We start from the raw sequence: 24074 nt of genomic DNA, 5'->3' as shown, positions 1-24074 counted from the left end.
GCGGTTACACGAAGACCAAGCTTCAACCTTAAAGCTATGTTTATTAAAAAAGCTCACTCTGTTATTAAAAATTTTTAAACTCAAAAATCAATGCAAATGAATCAATTTAAATTGTCATTAGCTGCTCCCTTGTTTATTATGTTGGCAACAACAGTTCTAAGCTGTAATCAAAATGAGAAAACGAAAGGCGATCCGACAGCTACTTCTTCCACCTCACCTATTAATGGTGCATGGGAAACGGTATCGCCAGATGGAAAAATTACAGAATTCAAGATGTACCATGATGGCCATTTTTCTTTTCTCATGCCGGATTCTTCGGGCAAATGGTCTAAGCAGGAGTCGGCAGTTACACTATTGATGGAAACGCCTATAAGGAAACATTCCGTTACAGCAGCGTTCCTGCCTATGTAAGTGCAAGCGACTGGCAAACATTTGAACTCAAAGGTGATACGCTTTATTTCAAAGGCTTTAACAAAGTAGTGTCTGCAGATGGGAAAGACGTAACTAACCTATTTGGCAAATTTCAATCTAAAAGAGTTAGGGCAAAATAAGGAATATTTTGAATCCAAAAACGGATAGCTACTACCGGGGCTATGAACCAATTACTTCCATTTTGGAAGAAGAAAAAAGGCTAATGCCGTAGGATGATGATTTGGCAATTTGGCTGCACTTTACTGGAATGCACGATTAAGGTTTTAATTATTTTTCTAACCGGTTCTTAAGCCTTGAATTTTTAAAATATTCAATCTAAACCGGAAGCCATTGGAATGAATTGTACAAAATAAACATATACAATCTCTAATCCTATTCAAGTTCTAATTCCGGTTGTGCTTCAGGTATAGCCCGTACAAACCGGTAGCGGCTATCGTGCAGGTTGATAAGGTTGAAGCTTTTGCTGTTGCTTTCTTTTTCTGGTCAGGTATCGCCGCACCGGTATATCAAAGAACACCATTGCGAAGTAAGCAAAAACTACCAGCAAAATGATGCCCGGTATAATGATATAGGGCAGTTCACCAAGCGGCGGCTTTTCTTTGGTAAAATAATTCCCAAAGACCCAGATGGCGGCATAATGTGTCATGTAAAGCGGATAGGATATATTGCCGGCAAACCGACAGACCTTTTTCCATTGCGGCGACAGGCTAGAGCCGGCGCCGAGCGAAACCAGCAGCGGAAAATAGAAGAGTACCACCAAAGCCTCCGTCAGCCAGTTCCACTTAGACCCGGGCATGAGAAAGGCTAAAAACAACAAAATGGCTAACACTGTAAACCCAAGCCTGTTTTTAATAATCCAGTTAGAACGGTAAAGCAAGAGGCCCGCTAAAAAGGAGTAAGCCACCCGGGCACCGCCGTCTAAAAAATTATCTTTCGACCATCCGCCCAGCAGGTTTCCGGCCCGGTAACTAACCAGGCAAATGCCTACCGCCGCCAGCAAAGTTAATACAACCAGGGAGCGGCGGCCTACCTTATACAGCACCACCGCATAAAAAATATTGGCCACATATTCCCAAAAAAGTGACCAGGAGGGCGCATTGAGCCCAAAAAGATTAAAAGCCCGGTCTGGCATTACCGGAAAGGGAATGAGAAAAGCGGAGCAAAAGAACAGCAAAAGGAGTTTGCCGGCGTCGTAAGTGCTGGGTGAGGCAAAGGGGTCCAGGAACAATCCCAATAACCCTAATACCGAACCCAAAACCACTAAAGGATGCAGCCGTATCAGCCGCAACTTAAAAAATTCCTTCACGCCCATTTCCCCGATACGGTTATCGTAAGCATATCCTATCACAAATCCGGATAAACAAAAAAAGAAATCTACCGCTAAAAAACCATGGCCAATAAAGTTTTTGTTAATATCAGTGAAAATCCATTCCATGAAGTGGAAAATAACCACAGCCAGGGCGGCAATACCTCTTAATCCATCCAGAACCTCAAAATGCTGTTTCGTATTTAAAATACCTCCGTCCAGATTTTCTTTATTCATCGTGCTTCGTTAGATAGGGTGAAAAATTCCTGCGCCGCTAACCCTGGCTGTAGGCTATAGCGGCAGAAACGCTAAATATACATAACAAATCGTATATTGGGCTTTCGTGCTTAGATGATATGAAGAATTGCCAAAGTCGCCACTGCTAAAAGCCTTTTAACGTCGGCAGTTATTGAAATTAAATTAATATTGGAGGGAAATACATACACCCCTGATTGGGATATATAATTGTACGATTGAAAGTAAGCCAGCCATTGTTGGGCTATACCTGGAATTAAGAAGGTTTGCCCCTTTACAAGATAATAGAATATTTTAGAGATTACCGTGAAGCGGCTGTCCGTTAGAGCGGATGGTTTTCCATACGAGTCAAGTAAGTTGGCAACAATAAAATCACTACCATCAGATTTTAAGCGTACAATAATATGAAAGCCGTTGTATATACAAAATATGGCCCACCTGAAGTTGCCCAATTAATGGAGGTTGAAAAACCTAAACCTGGTGACAACGAGGTTCTATTAAAAGTATATGCATCAACCGTAAACCGGACAGACGCCGGCTTTCGGAGTGCTGAATATTTTATTTCACGGTTTTGGAGTGGCCTTTTAAAACCAAAATACCCAATACTAGGTTGTGAATTTGCCGGCATTATTGAAGAAACCGGCAAAAGTGTAACTACCTTCCAAAAAGGAGATAAAGTTTTTGGTTACAACGATAAAACCTGTGGCGGCCATGGCGAATATTTAACTATTGCCGAAAATGATGCCATTACATTTTTACCCAAAAACTTAACCTTTGAGGAAGCAGCCCCCATTACAGAAGGTGCCCACTACGCATTAAATAATATTAAAGCAGCAAAGGTAACGGGCGGACAAAATGTTTTAGTTTATGGTGCCACCGGCGCTATTGGTTCAGCGGCTGTGCAATTGCTAAAATATTTTGGAGCCATGGTTACGGCTGTTTGTAATACCCAACATGTAAATCTGGTTAAATCATTGGGCGCCGATGTTGTAATTGATTATCAGAACCAGGATTTTACAAAAACAGCTATAAAGTTTGATTTTATATTTGATGCAGTAGGTAAAAGCTCCTTCGGAAAATGTAAACCACTCCTTACCCAAAAGGGGATTTACATTTCCACCGAGTTAGGTAAAAATGCCGAGAACTTATATTATGCCCTTACCACGCCGGTTTTCGGTGGCAAAAAAGTTTTATTCCCAATCCCGACGATTAGTAAAGAAGATGTTATATTCTTGAAAGAACTGGTTGAAAAGGGATTATACAAACCTGTAATCGACAGAAAATATACCTTGGAACAAATAACTGATGCCTACCAATACGTTGAATCCGGCCAGAAAACAGGTAACGTAGTCATAAAAATATCGGAATGATGAATAGAAAGTACATCAGCTATTAATCGAAGTTCTGTTATTACAAAAGAGTAACCTAATGATACTTGACTTAATCAGTTTAGGAATAAACAATTAAGGAAAGTAGGAAAGAATAAAGTGGCTTGGATGAGTAGAAGGATACGAAAACTTTCAAGGAGGTGCTTCGGGTCATAATATGCTCTTTGCTCATACGAACCCCCACCCGCTCCTTTCGGTCCCAGTCGTTAAACAGTTTACTTCTGCCGAACCTGGTACTACCCCCAAAATTAAAGTGTATCAATGCAACTTATAATTGGCCTGGCACGCATAAAGAGTATCATTTTTATGTAGCTTTTTTTATCTGTTATAAATTTTTAATATATTGTGGCTCTTGTATTTAAAAGTATTTAAACACCCAGCAATATGAACAATTCAGAAACGCTTCGACCCGAAGAAATAGCGCCCCTACCCAGCCTGGATGTGTGGGAGGATGATGTACTGGCTCGTTACCCGGAACCCGAGACCAAGGCAAAAGAGGAATACCGGAATTACGACAATCCGGGTCGCGATACCGTACGCGAATTTTACCGCCTAAACCACCAGTACCAAACTTTTGATTTTGTGCAGCAGAAAAAGGCCGAATTTCTGAAATTTGATAAAAAAGAACTGGCCATCTGGGAAATGTTTGATTACCTGAACACCCTCGTAGATGATTCTGACCCGGATATTGAACTGGACCAGTTACAACACTTGCTGCAAACCTCCGAAGCCATTCGGGCCGATGGTCACCCGGACTGGTTTGTGTTAACCGGGTTAATGCACGACGTAGGTAAAGTGCTTTGTTTATTTGGCGAGCCGCAATGGGCCGTGGTGGGCGATACCTTCCCGGTTGGCTGCCAGTTCTCCGACAAAATTGTTTATCCGGAATTCTTTGCATTAAACCCGGATTCCAAAGACGAACGCTACAACACCAAATACGGCGTTTACGAACCAAACTGCGGTTTGCGCAACGTGCACATGTCGTGGGGCCACGACGAATATTTGTACCACCTGCTGAAAGATTATTTGCCTGAGCCCGCGCTGTACATGATTCGGTACCACTCGTTCTACGCCCAGCACCGCGAGAATGCTTACGAGCACTTAATGGATGACCATGACCGCGAAATGTTCGGGTGGGTAAAGAAATTTAACCCGTACGATTTATACTCGAAGAGCCCGAAGCCTCCCGTAGTAGAAGAACTGAAACCTTACTACTCCGAGTTGCTGGCCAAATATTTACCGGCCGTTATCCGGTTATAAAATATTGCCGTTGGTTAAGCTTAACCCAAGCAGTATCAAAAAGGAGGTAGCCGTTAAATATGTAGCTTAACATGATATTATTGCTTAATGTGGGTTTGGGCATACTGTTTATCTGTTTAGGATTTTTAGTTGTAAAAAATCCTGAGCTGATAGCGGGTTATAACACCCTGCCCAAAGATCAAAAGGAAAGGTTTAATATCAGCGGCTACGCGTTGCTGATGAAAAGGTCTTTTATGCTGGTTGGCTTACTAATAATATTTTTAGGCGTTGTTAGTAAAGTTTATTGGCCCGATGCCTTTTTACTTACTTCATTGGTTCCCATTTTAGCTTTGGTTTTGTACCTGAATTTAGTAGCTAACCGGTTTAAATAATTTAGTAGTTGTTGCAGGTGAGCGTTTGAAATCAACCTAGAAAGAATAAAAGCCATACCCTAGCCGGTATGGCTTTTATTCTTTCTAGGCTGATTTCAGTGTAAGTCTTTCCTGATAAGAGGCTACGAATTAGATTCAAAACTATCACTCCGTCCTTCTGTTAAGAATCTTCTGCGTAGAGGCGTAAAACCGCTATTTAACCAAGTCTGGTATTTGCCTGTAACTTATCCTATGCAAAATATTACCTCCGGGAATAAGGAAAAGCTGGGGGATTTTACAGCTGATAAGCAACTTTGTACAGATGTATTAATCGCACCCTTTTAAGAAATATCGCCTTCCAGTGCCAAAGCGCTAACTTGTATATACAATTATTTTTTTGTACCATAACAAAGGCAAAATCCGGCAGTGTCATTCACAGGCCTATTTCCGCTGTTTACCGGAATAGTAAGGTAGATTGCCAAAGGGTGATTGCCGCCGCCATTCGGTTTCAGTACATTTGATTAAATAATTTATTTAAGTAAAGAAATGCAACATACACCATCTCCCCGGCCCAGCTCAGGCAAAGCTATGGCCGGATTTATATTAATTATGGTTGGCGCGGTGCTGCTGCTCCACCGGCTCGATTTTTTCTTTTTCCCCAGATGGCTTTTTAGCTGGCCCATGATTTTAATTATGGTAGGTTTATTTATTGGCGCCAAGCACCAATACCGCAACCCGGCATGGTTTATATTGGTAGCCATCGGTACGATTTTCCTGTTCGACCGCTTTTACCCTTTCATGAATCTCAGTAGGTATATCTGGCCCCTCCTGTTTATACTTTTTGGTTTATACATGATATTTGGGCGCAACCGGCAACACCGCTTTAACAACTGGCCCCGGCTCAATAGCAATAATCCCGGCACCGGACCCGACGGTTTTACCGGTTCTGCGGCTTCACCGGATGCGCCTTTTACTGGCAGCAGCTACGCCTCCGATTATACCGGCCAGGCTTATAACAACACCGACCCTACCGGCAACTATGCCGGTTCGGCTTATTCTAGCGATTTCCTGAGTTCGACCTCGGTTTTTGGCGGGGTAAAAAAGAACATTATTTCTAAAAATTTTCAGGGTGGCGAAATCGTAACCTTCTTGGGCGGCGCCGAAATAAACCTGAGTCAGGCCGATATTCAGGGCCGGGTTATTCTGGATGTAACGCAGGTATTGGGCGGGACCAAAATTATTGTACCGCCGCACTGGGATGTTATTTCGGAAGTAGCTGCAATTTTTGGCGGCGTAGAAGACAAACGCTTTCTGCAATCGGGCACCATAGACCACAACAAAGTGCTCATCATTAGGGGTACTTCGCTGCTGGGCGGCATCGATATCCGCAGTTACTAAATTAAAAAGGACCTAACCAAGCCTGGTTGCTGTTGCGGCGTGTTTTCACCCGCAACTTGCCGGGCAGAAGCGGTGACCAGGTTAACTAGCAAAGCCCTTTGGCTAAGTTCTCATCCCAGCCCCATCCTAAATATATAATTTACTTACCCTAAAAAATAGCTGGCGCAATGGGCCGGCTACTTCTTTAAAGCGGAATAAAATTTTTTAGTCTTGGCTAATTCACCTTTTGCTCTTCTTCGGTTTCGCGTGTACTTTTTAGGGGGCTGGCTCGCCTGGGCGCTGCTGCATTCGGCGGTGCTTTACTGGTTTAATTTATCCTATGAAACGGCAATTCTCGACAGCCTGATGAGCAATGCCTTGCTGGGGGCAGCGTGCTGGTTTATCAGCAGCAACCTGCAATATTACCGGCCCGGCCAGGCCCGTTTGCTTTATTTTGGTATCTGGTGTTTGCTGCTGAGTGGGGTGTGGCTCCTGGTGTTACAATGGCTCCTGCCTTTGGTAATAGAAACTGAGCCTTCGTACGAACAATTCCTGAATAAATCGTTGCCGGTACGTTTTGGGATTGGCTTTTTAACCATTGGCTGGATGGTAATGCTGAGTGTGTTGTGGTATAGCCAGCAAGACCAGAAACAAAGCGAACAACGGCAGGCCGATGCCGAAAAGTTAGCCCGCGAAGCCGAATTATTTAAACTGCATCAGCAATTGCAACCCCACTTTTTGTTTAACAGCCTCAACTCGGTTAATGCTTTAATTGGCAGCCGGCCCCAGGAAGCCCGCCGCATGGTGCTGCAGCTTTCCGACTTTTTGCGGGGCACGCTCAAACGCGAAGAACACCAATGGGTGAGTTTAAACGAAGAATTAGAGCATTTACGGCTTTATTTAGAAATAGAAAAAGTACGTTTCGGGCACCGGCTGAGCACCGAAATTGATGCCGAGCCGGAATGTGGTCCGTTGCGCCTGCCCCCCATGTTGCTGCAGCCGCTCGTTGAAAACGCCATCAAATTTGGTCTGTACGACACTACCGACGGCGTAACCATTCGGATAGAGGCCCGTTGCCGGGCCGAAATGCTGGAAATAAGCGTGCAGAACCCGTACGACCCACAAACCGCTGTACCCCGGCAAGGCACCGGCTTTGGCCTGAGCGGGGTACAGCGGCGCCTGTACCTGCTTTTTGCCCGCACCGATTTATTACAAACCCACGCCGATAATGCCATTTATACAACCCTTGTAAAAATTCCCCAGTTATTATGAAAACAATTTTAATCGATGACGAACCTTTGGCCCGCTCACTGGTGCGGGAATATTTAGAAGCCTTCCCCCATATTCAGATTGTAGAGGAATGCAACGATGGCTTTGAAGGTTTGAAAGCCGTAACCCAGCACCAGCCCGATTTAATATTTCTGGATGTGCAGATGCCCAAAATAAACGGTTTCGAGATGCTGGAATTATTGGATCAGCCCCCGGCCGTTATTTTTACCACTGCCTTCGACGAGTTTGCCATAAAAGCTTTTGAAGCCCACGCCATCGACTATTTACTAAAGCCCTTTAGCCAGGAACGGTTTAACAAAGCCGTCGAGAAATGGCAGCAGCAGAAAGATCAGGCCGAGCTAATCAAAAATACCCAGGCCCTGCTCCAGACCGCTTCCACCGCCCCCGACCGGCAGGATCGCATTGTGGTAAAAATTGGTACTAAAATCCGGATTATACCGGAACCCGATATTTTATTTCTGGAAGCCGACGATGATTACATTAAGGTTTATACCCCGGACGGCGCTTTCCTGAAAAGCAAAACCATGAGTTACTTTGAAAATAGCCTCGACCCGAAAAAATTTATCCGGGTGCACCGGTCCTACATGCTGCAAATCGGCCAGATTACCCGCATCGAACCTTACGAGAAAGACTCGCACGTTGCTATTTTAAAGAATGGCGCCAAGGTGCCGGTAAGCCGGTCGGGTTACGCCAAACTGAAGCAGGTACTCGGTTTATAAAAGGTTTTGTATGGCAGCGTGCTTCCAGCCAGGTTAGGTCATGGCTGCGGAATTTACCTTTGCGTGTAAATAACTATTATTCAGCTTACATCCTTTTCTGAATTATGCGGATGCTTGCCTTTAAATGAAAGAAGTATATTAACTTTGGTCCGGTTTAACGTACCTTCTGATTCTAAATATTCTTTTCTTTATGAAAAAACCAATTTTACTGGCCTCTTTATTTTTTACCTTTTTGCTGGTTGGTTTTTATGCCAAAAATGCCATGCAGTGGCGAATGGTAACCGGCACCAACGAACCCGTACCGCGCCACGAAAATGCTTTTGCCCAGGTAGGCGATAAATTGTTTTTGCTGGGTGGCCGTAATAAATTATTTGTAGAGGCTTACGATCTGAAAAAGCAAAGCTGGGAGAAGATGGCCGAAGCGCCGCTGGAAATGCACCACTTTCAGGCGATTACCTTTAAAAACGAAATTTATGTACTGGGTGCCCTCACCGGCAAATATCCGCACGAAACGCCTATTCCGCGCATTTATATTTTTAACCCGCAGCAAAACAAATGGCGGGCCGGCGCCGAAATTCCGGAAAACAGACGGCGCGGCTCAGCGGGCACTACTGTTTATGGAAATAAAATATACCTGGTGGGGGGCATTACCGATGGACACTGGGATGGCCACGTAACCTGGTTTGATGAATATGACCCGGCTACAGATAAATGGCGGATTTTACCCGAAGCGCCGCGGGCCCGCGATCACGTATCGGTGGCCGTAGCCAACGGGCAAATGGTGGTAGCCGGTGGCCGCCTATCTACCGCTAAAATTGGTAAAGTTTTAGACCTGACGGTTCCGGAAGTAGATATTTATGATTTTAAAAGTAATAAATGGCGCACCTTACCAGCGGCGCAGAATATTCCTACGCAGCGGGCCGGCAACTCGGCGGTAGCTTTAGGTAGCAAAATAATAATTATTGGTGGTGAAAGCCCGCAGAAGCTAGCCCATAATCAAACCGAAGCCTTTGATGTGAAAACCCAAACGTGGAGCACGCTGACGCCTTTGCAAACCGGACGGCACGGAACCGGTGCGGTGGTTTATAAAAACAAAGTTTACACAGCGGCGGGCTCAGCTAACCAGGGTGGTGGCCCCGAACTGAACACCATGGAAGTACTGGAATAATATTTCATTTCTTCCGGGAACAGCTTTGTTTTTTTCTTTTTACGGTACTTCCAAATTTTAAAAAAGCATATAAATTTTAGCGGGCAATCCTTGCGGACTGCCCTTTTTTTTTCGTAATTCCGGAAAATATGCCGCGTTGTTTTTGCCGGCAAAAGCAACCATTACCTAACCCGATTTTCTTAAAAATACATGAAGCTTACCCTTGGCCGGACCTGGCTGTTTAATCCTTATTTACAATTAAGTCTCTTTGCCTTTATCTCTTTAAGTTGTTCAGAAACTGGTCGGCGGGCCGAAAATAGTACGGCTGAGCAGCAAACAGTTCCCATAGCTAAACCGGTTTCAGAGGTTAAACCAGCCAGTGTTGTTATTAAGCCAGAACCGGCTCCTACAAATGTCCCCGAAGCAACCATAGCCAACGCTGCTACTATTTCGGCCCGCAAGCAAGTACCTGTTTTGTGCTATCACCAAATCCGGAACTGGACCAGCCGCGATTCCAAATCGGCTAAAGATTATATTATGCCGGAAGAAACTTTTCGGGCGCAGTTAAAGATGCTCGCCGACAGCGGGTACCAAACTATTTTGCCGGATCAGCTTTACGCTTATTTGGCCACTGGCGCCCCGCTGCCACCCAAGCCCGTTATGCTCACCTTCGATGATACAGCCCTGGACCAATATGCCGTAGCCGCGCCGGAAATGGAGCGATACGGTTTTAAAGGCGTCTTTTTTATTATGACGGTTTCATTAGGGCGGCCCCGTTACATGACCCGCGCCCAGGTAAAAGAGTTAGCCGATGCTGGTCACGTTATTGGTTCGCATACCTGGGATCACCAGAACGTTAAAAAACTAAAAGACCAAGATTGGGTAACGCAAATAGATAAACCTACTAAACAATTGGAAGCCATTACGGGCAAGCCGGTTAAATATTTCGCGTACCCGTTTGGCCTCTGGAATCCTGCCGCTATTCCGGAGCTGAAAAAACGTGGTTTTACCGCGGCTTTTCAATTATCTACCAAACGCGACCCGGAGGAGCCGCTTTTTACCATCCGCCGGACCATTGCCAGCGGTTTCTGGAGCCCGCGTATCTTGCACAACAGCATGGTAGAACGCTTTAAATAAATATTATGCGATGAGTGCCCCAGGCTATAACCGGATATATTATTCTAAAATAAGCTGGGGATTGTTGATTTTTATTTTGGTGGCATTTGCGGCACCTTTAATAATGTTGCTGGTACAAAGGCAGTGGGTTGGTTTGGCCATTGTGTTGCTAACGGGCTTAGTGCCTTTGTCTATTTATCGGAATACCCGCTACGAAATCCGGGATAATCAATTACTAATTACCTGTGGCTTTTTGTACAAGCAAAGAGTTGATCTTAACCGCATCCGTAGTATTCAAAATTCCAGGAATTTAATTTCTTCCCCAGCACTATCTTTCGACCGCCAGAAAATAAAGTATAATACTTACGACGATGTGCTGATTTCTTTAAAAGACGAGGATAAAGAGGAATTTTACGCCACTATAAAACAACTTAACCCCGCGGTGAAAATTCTACAATAGCCGCTAAAAAGGCTGTTATCGTCCTATAATTATACGAAGCCGAATTAAAGAAGCCACCTTACTTGCTGTTGGTTTTAGGCAGTAGATAACATCCGCACAAAGCAATGCATTTAACCTTTACAGTATACGTTTCACCGGATATATTCAAATTTTCCATTACATCGGGCTATCCATATTTAAGCGGTATAGACTTTTTCTCAGCCCAGTCCTTTCAGCCGCACTTCGTGGTAGTAATTACATAATATCTGCAGTGGGCAATCCTCGCATTTTGGTGCTTTCCAGGTGCAGATACGTTGGCCATGCCAATACAGGTGCTTATGGAAATTAAACAAAACCGGGGCTTCCGGTGGCAGCATTTCCAGCAATATCGTATGCGCTTTTTCGGCGGTTACTTTGGCCCCAATCAAGCCTACCCGCTGGCTTACCCGGAAAACATGCGTATCGACGGGCAGCACCGGCTTATGAAAATTAAACAACAACACCAGCGTAGCTGTTTTCAGACCGACACCGGGCAAACTCATCAGCCAGGCCATTGCTTCTTCTACGGGCATTTCTTCTAAAAAAAGAAGCGAAAAATCCGGGCTTTTTTCCTGGATAAGTTTTAAGGCTTTCTGAATATTTACAGCTTTAGGGCCGGGATACTGGGCTGTTTCGAAGGCTTTGGTCAAATCTTCTACGGGAGCAGTTATTACTTCGGGCCAGGTGGGGTACAGTTCGCGCATCCGGTAATACGCCTTTTCTTCGTTTGCGTGGGTGGTCCGGTGCGAAAGCATGGTCGAAATAAGTTCGTGCATCGCGTCGCGCCGGGGTTTGCGCAGATCGAGTTCACCATAAAAGTTATTCAGAATCAGATGCGTTTGCCAGGTCTTTTCCGCCGGGCTAGCGGCCGCTGTTATTTCTGGTGCCATAAAATTTATTTTAACCTAAATAACGAACCAGGCAAACATTGGTTCGTGGGTACATCACCCTAAATCCCTATCCTGAAAAAGGAGAGGGACTTTGATTAATCTTTCAGTTCTTGGAATAATGTTGTTTTATTTCTTAAGGAAGCTTATAAATGAAATGAATAAAGAATTCTGGTACTCAGATGGCAGAAATAAATGTGCAAATTGTTTTAAAGGAATTTACTGCATCGGCTAATTTATTGCAGAGCTCTTATAATACATGACATTACAATATTTCTTCTGCTGTTAAAAGCGTTTGCGTTAAAAGAAGCGTTACCGGAGCTCCCCTTCTCCCAGAGGAGAATGGGTTGGGGGATGAGGTGCCTATCCAGCCTAATTTCAGCAAATAAATGACAAATCAGACCGCCGTATCTTCCGGCAAATATTTACGTTCATCCAGAAAAATCAAACCCATTCAGATGGAAATTAAATTTATTGGTACCGGCGGCGCTTTTGAGCCGCAATATTTTAATTCGGCGGCTATCCTGAATTTTAATAACAAAAACTTTTTAATTGATGCGGGCTTTACCGTTTATCCCCGCTTGCTGGCGCTAAATTTATTATTTAAGATTGACTATATTCTGATCACGCACCTGCACAACGATCACAGCGGCAGTTTGGCTAATATTTTACTGCATAAATATTTTTACCAACATGGCCGGAAATTTACCATCCTGTACCAGTCCGAAAAGTTTAAAAAGCAACTGGAAGAATTTTTGGTTATTCAGTTAAAAGATACAGCCAAATACGTAGATTTTGCACCTTTGGAAGATATTAGCGGTATCTCGGCACTGGATACTTTTGGTTTGCATTCGGAAGGATTTCAAACGTATAGTTTTATCTTTGAAGAAGAAAATGAACGCCTGGTTTATTCCGGGGATTTAGGTCAAACCGATTTTTTGTTTAAGCACCTGCAAACGCTACCCGCCTGCCCTACTACCGTTTTCCACGATATCACGTTTGACTCTCAAAACAAAGGGCACGCCCACTACACCATGCTGCAGCCTTATCAATCACAATTTAAAATATTTGGTTATCACTGCAACCCCACCGAAAATCCGCAGGAGAACACCATTCCGCTAGTGGCCAACCAACCCAATCTTATTTTTCCCGGGTAGCCCGTAAGCGAAGAATGTATCCTCTGTCGAATTACCCCAGCACAGATGCAACAATCTTTAACTAAACAGACAAGGGCCGTTCGACCTATTGTCTATTTTCTCCTTGCAAGTTCACCAATTAACTTTCCGTTGTTTTCAACACACCTCACGCTTACACCTTAACCAGAACTATCATGAATTATCATTCAATTTATTAACGAAAAATATTATCTACCTGTTTTTGTACTTCACGACCCACTTCACGTTTAATAACACCTTCTACGTTAAGCGTATCCAGTGATCCAACCCTGGTTGATACTGAATCAATACCCGTATGACGTTCAAACTCAGTATTGGCAACATCTTTGGCGGCATCAGTAGCAGCCGTTGTAATGGTATCACACGAAGATACCGCGAGAATCAATAGGGCAAAGAATATTGTATATTTCATATTTCTGTAATTTATCAGCTAACATAGCATCCATAAAAATTTTCTTTGCCACAGCATTCTCTCAATAGTAGGATTTAAGGCTCATGCTTTGTCTAAGCAATAAATAAACTTGGTGGTCTTTTCTGAATTCTTCACCAGCATACCTTTCTGATTACCTTTAGAAGAATAGTGCAGTTGGATATTTTAAAGATACTTTGTTAAAGCGGCTTACCTTTTATAAACTCGCTCTATAACCAACGCATCAGAAGGGAATTTAGTATCCTTCTTAGCTTAGAGGGCTAATTATTAAAAATAGCTGAATACTATCGAAGTTACTCCTTATAGGCCTGAAATTGCTATAAGTTAAATAGGTGCCGGGTTTGGGTTAGTTTGCTGCCGGAGCAATGGTTTGCATGAGATGTTGCCCCTTAAAGGTCATTAATCATTTGCACTGGCGCCCCATGTTCAACTATCGAAAACAAAAAATAAACACTATTACTTTTAAACCACTATCTTCAACGGAAAGAATATTTACTAAATGGGTGTCCGAATTTATTAAGTTGTATAATAAAATGGGCAGGATTCTTATATTTAATCGCGCTAACTTTAAATACGAATTGTATGCTTAAAAAGCAAACTGTATCTACCTTATTGGCCATAATCCTGCTTGTAGCTATAAAAGCACTACCATTATCTGCTCAGCAACCGGCCACATCGGTGCAAGCCAATGCCAGGGTAGTAGAAGATGGTGGAACCGGTTCCTATAGTGCCATTATGCTAGCTGAAAGTACATTGCCAACCCATACTGTCTTCCGTCCGAAAGACCTAAGTGCATTTGGAAAAAACAAAAAACTACCAATAATTGTCTGGGGTAACGGGGCTTGTGCCAATTCTCCCTGGGAACATGTTAATTTTTTGTCCGAGGTTTCTTCGCACGGTTTTTTAGTGGTGGCTATCGGTCCAATGCCGCAGGAAGGGGAAAAAGGCGGCGGAAAATCAACCTCTTCGCAGCTTATTGATGCCATTGATTGGGCAATAGCGCAGAATGGAAACAAAAAAAGTCCGTATTACCATAGAATTGATGTGAAGAAGATAGCGGTAAGTGGCATGTCTTGCGGTGGTTTGCAAACCTTAGAAGTGGCTTCGGATCCGCGGGTGAGCACTGTGGTAGTTTGTAATAGTGGCATTTTTAATACGCCCGGTAATGGGAGGAGTGCCATGCCGAACCTGACGAAAGAAAATCTTTCCAAAATACATACACCCACGCTCTATATGCTAGGTGGAGAAAAGGACATTGCTTATAACAACGGCATGGACGATTACAAAAGAATTAATCATGTACCGGTTTTCATGGCTAATATGGATGTGGGACATGGCGGCACTTACAGCCAGCCGCACGGCGGTGAATTTGCCAAGGTGGCCACCGCCTGGTACCAATGGCAACTGAAAGGCGACCGTAAGGCCGGCAAGATGTTCACCGGGGAACCGGCAGGCCTTGCTCAAAACCCAAACTGGCGCATTGAAAAAAAGAACATGCCCTAAAAATAGTAACTTCAACGGATTCATTGCGGGAGGTGAAAAGCAAATGGCTATTTTTAAAGGAATACCTTGGTTTAGCAATAACGCAGAATACCCAATCTTGAACGAGCCTGGTTAAGCTAGGCTTATCAGTTACTAATTGTAAAGTCTGCTATACTCATCTCAGAATTCAATAATTACAGGCTGTTTTTTTGAAATGAATATTTAAGATGGAAGTTCAACAAAAAAGACCTGATGCTGCCAGGTCTTTTTTGCCCTCCTTATTAGCGCTTTTCTAAAATGCTTTGGGCAGTCTATTTTAGGACTACCCAAACCTCAAACAAGACTAACAGTGGAATGAATAAACCAGATCATACCAAAATTAAGCAGCGGGTCAATAGCCCAGGCTTTCTTACTTTTCATATGACTGAAGTACGGAATCGCCGATTGAAGCAGTAGCAACGGCAGGCATTGTAACTTCTTTAGAATAGGAAAAATATTTTTTAAGTTTCAGAAACTGTTTTTCGAATAAGTTATAACTTAAATAACTAACCCCAATTGCTAAAAGAGTACAGGTTAAGGCAGCCAGAATTTGAGGGTCTATGAATGGAATCTTTAATTTACTATAAAAGTTTAGAAGCCGTGGATTAAGAAAGCAGAATAATATCCAGTGATAAACGTAAATTCCGTAAGAATACTTCCCGAAAAATAATAAAAACTTACGTTCCAGATTATGCCTTAAACTAGTGCCAAATTTACCAGTACTAAAGAGAATAATTATAATTGAGCCAAAGAATACATCAAATAGCGTATAGCCTATTTTAATAAATAAGGGGTTATTATCGGCAAAGCTATGCGTAAACAAATAAATAGACAGAATAGCCAGAAAGGAAATTGCCAATAAGGCTGGTATTATTCTCTCCAACAGCCTGACATTTTCTCTGATTAAAATAGCCAGAATTCCTCCCGCTAGTAGGCCATCCATTCGGGTTAAAGTAAATACATACGAAAAGGGATAAAGCGGTATCAGGTTACGTAAAACAATACAGATTAGAATTAAAAAGAAGGAAACCCGCAGCACATTTTTTTGATTAACCGTTAGAATTAAGGCCGGCCAGAATAAATAAAATTGTTCTTCAATGGCCAAGGACCAGAAGTGGTTTAAATGTTCGCTGCCTTTGGGCCAGCCTTCTATGGCGAAGAACAGATTTTGCGTATAGGTCCAGAAATAAATCTGATTATCCATTAATAATTCGAAATGGGGAATAGAGGTAAGCCTGGTAAATAGAAAAAAAAGAAAAATGATAAAATAATATAAGGGAAATATGCGTAAGGTCCGCCGGCCAATAAAATTCCGGAAAGAGTTTTCCTCATGCTTTGTATCGAGCAAAATACCGGTTATTAAGAAACCAGATAACACAAAAAATAAATCTACCCCTATCCAACCTATTTTTGTAATTATATGAAGGCTATTGAAATTAAAGCAGTGGTACAGTACCACTAATATTACAGCAATACCACGTAGGCCATCTAAAGCTTTTACATGATTTCTGGTATAAATAATATTCATTAAACTGCTGGTAAATAATAAAAATACGGATTTAAGTTATTAAAAATAAATTCAGGCCAATTAAAATCATCCTGGAAAAATTTTATTTTATCTAACAATCCGTAAGAAGTTAAACTTGTACATGATACAAATTAATTAAATATATTATATATATTATGTATATACCAAAGATTTAACGATTAAAATTTTAAAAGGTTGAAATATTTTCCTGATTCAGCATACTTTTATAACAGCTATACCACGCATACATCCTAATAAACAGGGTTTTGCTTTAAGAGGACCTTTTATAAATAAAGTTATCCTGCATAATAAGCTGCCGATTAATAATTTCCTCTTTTGCTGCAAAACGGCCTTCTTAATAATTGTTTCTTAGGCTTATAAGCGTACTGCGGCGGGAATAAGGATTCAGAAGATTAGCTTTTTGGCAGGAAGCCCAATAGCAACCACCTGGAAGGCCTTACTGGCAAGTATAGGTACAAGAATAAAAAAGCGCCCCAGAAATAATCTTAGGGCGCTTTTTTGTGGTTTCTTCCCAGTACTTAATTCGGGATATCTCGCGTTTAAGCTACATCGTTAACAAAATATTTCCTAAACCTAGCGCTCAATTAGCACTCTGCTGGAAGATACCCCTATGTCGGTTGTTAATTTAAAGAAATAAACACCTGTGGTATATCCAGACAAATCTACCTCTAAGGATTTACTACCAGAGGATTGTCCGGAGGAGATTGTTTTCACTTTCATTCCCCGTACATCATACAACTCCAGGCTATAAGTACCAGCCGCTTTCAAGCTAAAGGTAGCCGTTACCTTGCCTTTGGCAGGATTTGGATAAACCGTTAAACCAGTATCTTTTATTACTTGCTCTTCTAATTGAACCGGCTTTTTAGTTGTAGCCAGCGCTATACCTGGTGCTAGAATATTAACTGCCATACTAGCTTTCTGGCCAAAAGCATCGGTAACAGTTATTGTGTACTGACCGGCGGCTATACCGGTTAAGTCTTCCGTAGTAGCGCCATTATTCCAGCGGTAGTTATAGGGCCCTATTCCTCCAAGTACACTTATATTTATTGAAGCATCCCGGCTGGAGGTAGAGGAAGCATTAAGGTGGGAAGCTGATAAACGCAGTGGGTCATTTTTGCGGCCTACGTATACCGTAGTTTTTGCGGTGCAGCCCTTCGCATCGGTAACGGTTACGGCAAACTGACCTGGTGCTACTGCAACTAAATCCTGGGAAGTAGAGCCGTTACTCCATTTATAGGTAAATGGGGCTGTACCGTGGGTAACAGATAAATCGATAGCTCCCGCTCCCGTAGCTGCTCCCCACATACCGTACCACGATTCCGCCTGGGTAACGCTACTGGTAAGGGCTAAACTGCAACCGGAATAGGTGGTCCCGGCACTTTGAACATTAAAACTACTTTGGGCTGACGCCGAATTGAAGTAGTTATTTCCTGCCTGGAAGGCCTTTACGGTTACTACTCCCACACCGGTTAAAGTTATGGTGTTACCATATACAGTAGCCGGGCCGGATAAAATACTAAAACTTACCGGCAGACCAGAGGTAGTAGTGGCGCTAATGGTAAAGGGGGCCTCCCCGTAAGTTTTGGAATGAATTGGGGCAAAGGTGATAGTCTGGTTGTGCTTAGCAGAAGTTGTTATACTAAAACTTTGTACGACCGGAGTAGCCGCTGAATACTGGTCATTCCCCGGATGATAAGCACGAACCGAAACTGTTCCAGGGCCGGTTATAGTTAAGGTTTTGCCGGAAACAGTAGCCGGCCCAGATACAATATTATAGGATACATGTAAACCTGAACTGGAAGTAGCATTTAAGTTAAAAGGGGCATCGCCGTAAATCTTATTCTGAATAGACGGAAAGGTGATGGTTTGGCTTTGCAAACCGGTATTATTTACCGTAATAGTAATTGTAGCAATACTGGTACAACCATTGGCACCTGCCCCGGTAACCGTATAAGTAGTAGTGCTGCTTGGTTTGGCAGTAACAGAAGTTCCGTTTACACTACTTAAACCCGTAGCCGGCGACCAGGAGTAAGTGTTCGCGCCGGAAGCCGTTAAAGTGGTAGAACCACCCGCCGTAATGGTTTGAGCACTGGCCGTAACCACAACAGCCGGTTTAGGATGGATAGTAGCTACTACCGGCACCCGGGGACTCTCACAACCATTATTAACCACCGATACATAATAGGTGGTGGTAGCCGTAAGCACGGGGGTGGTATAGGTAGCTGAAGTTAAATTGGAGATAGGTGTTCCCCCCGAACTGCTCGTATACCACCGGTAAGAGCCAGTTGAAGATGCACCGGAAGCCGAAAGCGTAACACTTCCAGGTCCGCAATGGGATTTAGAAGTAACCAGAGGCGCCTGCGGACAGGAGGAGGAATTAAAAAAAGGCTGTAAGGCCTGAAACCATTTGGTTGCCATTTTTTCTTCTCCGTGGGCGTTGGGGTGCATTCCATCGTAGTTATCCAGGCTTGCATTGTAGCCGCTGAATTGATCCACCAGAATAACCGGTGACTCTAACCGGTGCAATTCCTGGGCCAGCCCCGGCACCTGGAGGTTATAAGCCTCTATGGCTGCTTTCCCCTGGTGAAGCGAAGCGACTGGAATTAGTTTGGCCAGCAGCACCACTACTTTGGGGTTCTTTGCCCGAATAATTCCAACCACCTGGCGGATGTCCGCCAATGTAGAAGAAACGCCTTGTCCTTGGTATAAATCATTGGTTCCCAAATGCAACAGTACAATATCTGGCGTATAACCTTGTAACCAGTCTGAAAGCTTGCCTAAACCGCTCCTGCCATTAACAATTTCATCTGCCCGCCAACCCCAGTGTCCCTCGTGGTCCTGGTCGAAGGACAAGCCGTTATGGGTTGGCCAGGCAGGGTTGCCCAAGTGATGGCCACGCATGGATCCCACCAAATCAAAACTCATCCTGGCATCAACCAGCTTTTTCCAGAGAGGATAACGATAGCTTTTGTAACTGCTGTTAGATTGGGTAATGGAGTTGCCCAAGGTCATGATACGTTTTTGAGCTTGTGCTTGAAGTCCTAAGATTATCTGTAAAAGAATAATGATAAGGCATGCTTTTAATCTCATAAGTATAATTTTTCAAATATATTGGTATAATGCATTCTATAATTATCTATTAGCTTAGACAATTAAAATAAGAATTTCTCTTAAAGATAGGATAGATTTTTCTAAAAGATGAACCTATTTTAATATTCAGGTTCTATTTTACAAAATAAGCCAAGCAAAAAACTTAATAAGGCATTTGCATTATTCTTGCTTTACACACAACAATTAGCCTTCTTCTATACTCCTATATACTTGTTAAATTAATATTATTATCTATTAAAATACAAGATTAACTTTAGAGTAAAAATTATTATTGCACCCTATTTCTATTATTAGGAAGGATTACTTTGTCATAAAACAGGTTAGCCGTAATACCAACCCCTATTTCGTTGCAGTAATAATCAATTTAGGATATAAAGAGGTTTTTTAGTTGTAAACAGCATTTAGTAAAAGTTGCAGTCATTAACTACCGCTACCCGTTAACCATCTTATTCTTATAAAAGCCAAGGCAAGAAATTGGTTTTCTTTTGAGACAGGAGTAATTGCTGACAATAAAGAAGGAAAATTGAACAAACTTAATAATTGAAGTAAAATATTAAACCCGAAGCCGCTACATAACTATAAGTGTTATGTTTAGCCTATCTTATTATAAAACAAAACCTTGCATTACATAATCTGGTTTAATAAGCTGCTAGTTTCAAACCTATAAGCGCTGTCCGGTTAAGCGAAAATTACGGTGGGCTTAGGGCTAACTTTCGGGAAGGAACAATAGAGAGGTATACCTTCCTCTTTCATTTTTGGTAATCATTTCCTTTTTATACAAGCGTATCTTGGGAAGGAATGCCGTTGGCCAGCTTAAGCCCCAACTCATTTCGAAGAAAATCTTCTTTGTCTTTCCCTTAATCCACTATCTCTTCCTAGTCCGAACAATCTGCCAGCACACCACACAATATTAAAATTAGAACATAATTTAGCAGGTGTCAGCAACGCCCGGGTACCCTACAATCCTCAACTGCTGCAAAATGCCGCTGCAAATTCATCAACCCTCCTTTTTTCAAAGAAGAACCAAACCTTTTCTTTTTAGGTGCAGTTTTGGAGCGGTGGCCCTTTTAATAAAATAGTTAATATAAATATTGAATTTATTATGTAGATTTCAGAATAACAGTACTAATATGAAACAGCTCTCCCTAATGCTCCTGGTTCTATATCTTTTCGGTTGCCCTGCTATACGGGCGCAAACAACCGAAAAAGTAAATAATAAAGAACTGGATAAATTATTTGACTCTTATTATGAAGAAGAATTAAAGCTCTTTCCTATCCTGGCCACCTTCCGGGGCGACAACCGCTATAATGATTTATTAACCGCCGAATTCACCGATAGTTATCGGATTAAACTTAAAGCCTTTAATACTCATTATCTAACCGCGTTGTCCAAATTCAAAAGAGCGGACCTGAGTGAAAGTGATCGGCTTAGCTATGATATCTTTAAATGGAGCCTTAACATGAATGCAGAAGGGTTGATGCAAAAGGATAACCGCATGCCCTTTAACCAATTTATCTGGAGCGTTCCCTTAAACTTTGCTCAATTGGGTAGTGGGACATCAATTCAACCTTTTAGAAGCATAAAGGATTATCATAACTGGATTAGCCGGGCTACCGCTTTTTCTGCCTGGGCCGACAGTGCCATTGTATATTTTAGAAAAGGGATGGCCGAAGGCATCGTGCTACCAAAAACAGTGGTGACCAAGATGATTCCGCAGATGGAGAGTTTTGTCGCGGCTGATGCGGCTAAAAGTATATTTTATAGCCCTATTACTAATTTACCTCAAGATTTCAGTGCTGCCGAAAAGCAGCAACTCACGACGGCTTATGTAAAGCTAATTAACGAGCAGCTCGTGCCGGCTTATAAAAAGCTCCATGCTTTTTTACAAACCGAATATCTGCCCAAAGCCAGAACCACCAGTGGTTTAAGCGATTTACCCGGTGGCGCGGCCTGGTACAATTACCAAATACGGGTAATGACCACTACGAATAAAACGGCAGATGAAGTGTATAACACCGGTCTGGCGGAAGTGAAAAGGATCCGAGCCGAGATGGAGAAAGTAAAAAACTCCGTGGGCTTTAAAGGTGATTTAAAAGCCTTTTTTGAACACCTGCGCACCGACCCAAAATTCTTCCCCTATAAAACCCCGGAAGAAGTATTAACGGCTTACCGGGCTATCCAGCAAAAGATTGACCCTAATCTGTCCAAAATGTTTCGGCAAACGCCCAAAACTCCTTTTGAAATACGGCAAACCGAGGCCTTCCGGGCTGCCTCCGCTGCGGCGCAATATAATCCTGGTTTAGCTGATGGGAGCCGCCCCGGTATTTTTTACGTTCCGATTGTAGATGCTACGAAAGAAAGTTATGCCCGGGAAAGCCTTTTTATTCATGAAGCCATTCCGGGTCATCATTACCAGGTAATGTTGCAGCGGGAAAATAAAAGCTTACCAGATTTTAGACGCTTTAGCAGTTTTGTTGCTTATGGCGAAGGCTGGGGATTGTATAGTGAAAGTTTAGGGAAAGAATTAGGATTGTATACGGACCCTTATCAGCAGATAGCCGCTCTGGGAGATGAAATCCACCGGGCCATCCGGCTGGTAGTGGACCCGGGTCTGCATACCAAGGGCTGGACCAGAGAAAAGGCGATTACCTATATGCTGGAAAATGGACCCATTTCGGAGCAATTCGCTACGTCGGAAATTGAACGATACATGGCTGTGCCGGGCCAGGCCCTGGCTTACAAGATAGGGGAACTGAAACTGCAGGAACTAAGAAAGAAATATACAAAGCAATTAGGGCAGGCTTTTACGCTGGCCGCCTTTCATGACGAAGTGTTAAAAGATGGCAGAATGCCCCTGGACATACTGGAACAAAAAATGGATGAGTGGGCGAAGCGGCAAAAGAAATAAATTTTAGTTGTTTGTTTCTTTACAACCATGCCCTTTTTGATAATACGAACTTTTATATGCTATCATACAAGTTAACACCAAAATTTTTAGAGCAATCCGTTACAGCTTGCAAACAGCTTAAGGTGGAAAGGCCCTTTTAAAACAGCATATATTATCATCAGATAATAAGTGACATAAAGAAGAGCAGCAAGTAACCTGGAATTTGCAAAGAAGCGGCTAAATATCTGCTTTATTCCTATAAACAAATAATGTACAACAGAATAAGTAGAATATAAATAATGCAGCAATCCATTAAACTTTGCTTCTTCGCATATACATCCAACTATACGTCACATAAGTGCTGTTATTTTAAGCAAATGCCCCATTTGGGCTTAGTGCTTTTCTTGAGACGACATATTTATATATAGAGAGATGAATATTCTCCCCTTATGCTCATTTTTGGTACTTATTTGCTTTAATATTAAATTTCGCCCGATTGTTACCTGTCACATCCCAGAATTAGTCACCTTTTTAGATCGTTCAGGTTCCGGATGGTGGGTATCTCTCTAATTCTTGCCATCCACACCACAAGCTTTAATACCTGTTAGATTGGAGCTTTTAGGCTTCCAATCGGGTAGCAAAGTATTTTACTTCCTTTTCAGGTCGCCGTTTTTAACCTGGTTAATAAATTTAAACCAGGAAAGTGGGTTTAGCAGCGGGTTATTGGTATAGGGGTTGGGGGCAATTCCCCGGTTACGGTCGTACTGCAATTGCTGCATATCCATGGTATTCCGGAAATTGGCGGAAGCACTCACCGGGGTATTGTTAAAGATTTCGGCCATTAATTTTTCGTTCAGGCTGCGCTCCGGACCAGTTAAATCCTTCGTAGGCAATTTCAAGTTCATAAAGGCCTGCTTAAAATCTTTCTCGGTCGGGTAAGGCCATACCCGCACTTCGGGCAGCACATTCACATCTTCTTTCAGTTCCAGCACTACCGAGTAACTTTGTTTATCGTAGTTACGAGGTATTTTTACGGTTAAGTGGCGGTAACCAACGGCCCGCACCACAATACTGTCGCCGGCCAGCACCGCCAGCGAAAAATAGCCATAATCGTTGGTAACCGTACCGCGGCCCGCTTTGGGCACATAAACTGTTACGCCCGGCACCCCGTAGAGGCTGTCGCCGGTGGCCACAATACCCGAAAATTGCACTACTTTAGGTTTGCCCTGGGCCTTTACTTCGGTTGTAGCCAGAAAGCCAAATAAAACTAAAAGCAGGCAAGCAAGTACTTTTACATAACCGTTTGCGCTCGGGGAAAGAATATTTATAAAATTAAACATATTATCGCTGACAAATACAATGATACTCTTTTTTTAGCTTGGTAGCTACTAAACC

General features: G+C 42.8%; 19 protein-coding genes. 13 read left to right on the top strand and 6 right to left on the bottom strand.

Annotated elements, in window-relative coordinates:
* Nucleotides 1-96: 96 nt before the first annotated feature.
* Nucleotides 97-411, top strand: coding sequence for a hypothetical protein (locus AAE02nite_RS13035; RefSeq protein ID WP_146898182.1), 315 nt, complete (start codon nucleotides 97-99; stop codon nucleotides 409-411).
* Between the two features lie 451 nt (nucleotides 412-862).
* Here AAE02nite_RS13035 and AAE02nite_RS13030 read toward each other — a convergent pair whose 3' ends face one another.
* Entirely contained in the window at nucleotides 863-1975 is a 1113-nt protein-coding gene (locus AAE02nite_RS13030; protein WP_146898181.1) for an acyltransferase family protein, read from the bottom strand.
* Nucleotides 1976-2397: 422 nt separating this feature from the next.
* On the opposite strand from AAE02nite_RS13030, the gene AAE02nite_RS13025 reads away from it, so the two are divergent.
* The 9 genes from AAE02nite_RS13025 to AAE02nite_RS12985 all read left to right on the top strand — a co-directional run bounded on the left by AAE02nite_RS13025 (nucleotide 2398) and on the right by AAE02nite_RS12985 (nucleotide 11100).
* On the top strand, nucleotides 2398-3363 hold the full coding sequence (locus AAE02nite_RS13025; protein ID WP_146898180.1) for an NAD(P)-dependent alcohol dehydrogenase: 966 nt from the start codon (nucleotides 2398-2400) through the stop codon (nucleotides 3361-3363).
* A gap of 402 nt (nucleotides 3364-3765) precedes the next feature.
* On the top strand, nucleotides 3766-4641 hold the full coding sequence (locus AAE02nite_RS13020) for an inositol oxygenase family protein (RefSeq protein ID WP_146898179.1): 876 nt from the start codon (nucleotides 3766-3768) through the stop codon (nucleotides 4639-4641).
* A gap of 71 nt (nucleotides 4642-4712) precedes the next feature.
* The gene (locus AAE02nite_RS13015) at nucleotides 4713-5012 is read left to right on the top strand and encodes a DUF3784 domain-containing protein (RefSeq protein ID WP_146898178.1); all 300 of its coding nucleotides are present in this window, start codon (nucleotides 4713-4715) and stop codon (nucleotides 5010-5012) included.
* Nucleotides 5013-5537: 525 nt separating this feature from the next.
* Complete coding sequence (locus AAE02nite_RS13010; RefSeq protein WP_146898177.1) at nucleotides 5538-6389, top strand: LiaF transmembrane domain-containing protein; 852 nt, start codon at nucleotides 5538-5540, stop codon at nucleotides 6387-6389.
* Between the two features lie 210 nt (nucleotides 6390-6599).
* Nucleotides 6600-7640, top strand: a complete 1041-nt coding sequence (locus tag AAE02nite_RS13005) for a sensor histidine kinase (protein ID WP_218033494.1) — start codon at nucleotides 6600-6602, stop codon at nucleotides 7638-7640.
* The gene (locus tag AAE02nite_RS13000) at nucleotides 7634-8377 is read left to right on the top strand and encodes a LytR/AlgR family response regulator transcription factor (RefSeq protein ID WP_146898176.1); all 744 of its coding nucleotides are present in this window, start codon (nucleotides 7634-7636) and stop codon (nucleotides 8375-8377) included. The genes AAE02nite_RS13005 and AAE02nite_RS13000 overlap by 7 nt, the downstream gene beginning before the upstream one ends.
* A gap of 190 nt (nucleotides 8378-8567) precedes the next feature.
* On the top strand, nucleotides 8568-9545 hold the full coding sequence (locus AAE02nite_RS12995) for a Kelch repeat-containing protein (protein ID WP_146898175.1): 978 nt from the start codon (nucleotides 8568-8570) through the stop codon (nucleotides 9543-9545).
* A 189-nt stretch (nucleotides 9546-9734) separates the two neighbouring features.
* Nucleotides 9735-10661, top strand: a complete 927-nt coding sequence (locus AAE02nite_RS12990) for a polysaccharide deacetylase family protein (RefSeq protein WP_146898174.1) — start codon at nucleotides 9735-9737, stop codon at nucleotides 10659-10661.
* A 10-nt stretch (nucleotides 10662-10671) separates the two neighbouring features.
* Nucleotides 10672-11100 carry a PH domain-containing protein gene (locus AAE02nite_RS12985; protein WP_146898173.1) on the top strand — a complete coding sequence of 143 codons (429 nt, stop codon included), beginning with the start codon at nucleotides 10672-10674 and terminating at the stop codon, nucleotides 11098-11100.
* Nucleotides 11101-11297: 197 nt separating this feature from the next.
* Here AAE02nite_RS12985 and AAE02nite_RS12980 read toward each other — a convergent pair whose 3' ends face one another.
* Nucleotides 11298-12008, bottom strand: coding sequence for an endonuclease III domain-containing protein (locus tag AAE02nite_RS12980; protein WP_146898172.1), 711 nt, complete (start codon nucleotides 12006-12008; stop codon nucleotides 11298-11300).
* A gap of 386 nt (nucleotides 12009-12394) precedes the next feature.
* On the opposite strand from AAE02nite_RS12980, the gene AAE02nite_RS12975 reads away from it, so the two are divergent.
* The gene (locus tag AAE02nite_RS12975) at nucleotides 12395-13162 is read left to right on the top strand and encodes an MBL fold metallo-hydrolase (RefSeq protein ID WP_246151016.1); all 768 of its coding nucleotides are present in this window, start codon (nucleotides 12395-12397) and stop codon (nucleotides 13160-13162) included.
* 193 nt (nucleotides 13163-13355) lie between these two features.
* Here the strand turns inward: AAE02nite_RS12975 and AAE02nite_RS12970 are convergent, their stop codons facing one another.
* Nucleotides 13356-13592, bottom strand: coding sequence for a hypothetical protein (locus AAE02nite_RS12970; RefSeq protein ID WP_146898171.1), 237 nt, complete (start codon nucleotides 13590-13592; stop codon nucleotides 13356-13358).
* Between the two features lie 600 nt (nucleotides 13593-14192).
* Here AAE02nite_RS12970 and AAE02nite_RS12965 point away from each other — a divergent pair.
* Nucleotides 14193-15113 carry an alpha/beta hydrolase family protein gene (locus AAE02nite_RS12965; protein ID WP_218033493.1) on the top strand — a complete coding sequence of 307 codons (921 nt, stop codon included), beginning with the start codon at nucleotides 14193-14195 and terminating at the stop codon, nucleotides 15111-15113.
* Nucleotides 15114-15501: 388 nt separating this feature from the next.
* Here the strand turns inward: AAE02nite_RS12965 and AAE02nite_RS12960 are convergent, their stop codons facing one another.
* Nucleotides 15502-16659: an acyltransferase family protein gene (locus AAE02nite_RS12960; protein ID WP_146898170.1), complete on the bottom strand. Its 1158-nt coding sequence runs from the start codon at nucleotides 16657-16659 to the stop codon at nucleotides 15502-15504.
* Between the two features lie 594 nt (nucleotides 16660-17253).
* A complete protein-coding gene (locus AAE02nite_RS12955) occupies nucleotides 17254-19770 on the bottom strand; it encodes an Ig-like domain-containing protein (RefSeq protein WP_146898169.1) in 2517 nt (838 codons plus the stop codon).
* A 1151-nt stretch (nucleotides 19771-20921) separates the two neighbouring features.
* On the opposite strand from AAE02nite_RS12955, the gene AAE02nite_RS12950 reads away from it, so the two are divergent.
* Complete coding sequence (locus AAE02nite_RS12950) at nucleotides 20922-22700, top strand: DUF885 domain-containing protein (protein WP_146898168.1); 1779 nt, start codon at nucleotides 20922-20924, stop codon at nucleotides 22698-22700.
* Nucleotides 22701-23326: 626 nt separating this feature from the next.
* On the opposite strand, the gene AAE02nite_RS12945 is transcribed toward AAE02nite_RS12950, so the two are convergent.
* Entirely contained in the window at nucleotides 23327-24019 is a 693-nt protein-coding gene (locus AAE02nite_RS12945; RefSeq protein ID WP_146898167.1) for a carboxypeptidase-like regulatory domain-containing protein, read from the bottom strand.
* Nucleotides 24020-24074 lie beyond the last annotated feature (55 nt).

It is taken from the genome of Adhaeribacter aerolatus (genome assembly GCF_007991635.1).
In the GTDB taxonomy this organism is placed as follows: Bacteria; Bacteroidota; Bacteroidia; order Cytophagales; family Hymenobacteraceae; genus Adhaeribacter; species Adhaeribacter aerolatus.
Note: the sequence above shows the minus strand (reverse complement) of the source record. Positions and strands in the feature narration are given on the sequence as shown.